The 394-nt window shown below is 71.6% G+C and carries 1 pseudogene; it reads right to left on the reverse strand.

Annotated features, from left to right (window positions below):
- Positions 1 to 362 (reverse strand): annotated as a pseudogene (locus ADK64_RS42610) (hypothetical protein); the annotation flags it as partial.
- Positions 363 to 394 lie beyond the last annotated feature (32 nt).

The following is a 394-nucleotide window of genomic DNA, read 5'->3' on the forward strand; positions in this document are numbered from 1 at the left end:
ACCACCGCGGTCGTCGTCGCGGCGGAAGGCCGGGCGGTCACCGCCACGGTCGTCGCGCCGGAATCCGCGGTCGTCGCGGCGGTCGTCACGACGCGGCCCACGGTCACGGTCATCACGCTGGAACGCCGGACGAGAACCCCGGTCACCCTCACGACGGTCATCCCTACGACCGCCGAAACCACCACGGTCACTGCCGCCACGCTCGCCGTAACCACCACGACGATCGTCCCGCCGGTCATCACGCCGGTCATCGCGACGGAAACCACCACGGTCGCCGCCGTAGCCACCACCACGGTTGTCATCGCGCCGGCCGCCGTAACCACCACGGTCACTGCCGCCACGGTCGCTGCCACGACGGTCATCACGACGGTCGTTGTCCCGGCGCTCCCCGCGG

Origin of the sequence: Streptomyces sp. MMG1121, from assembly GCF_001280015.1 — a bacterium.
GTDB lineage: Bacteria > Actinomycetota > Actinomycetes > Streptomycetales > Streptomycetaceae > Streptomyces.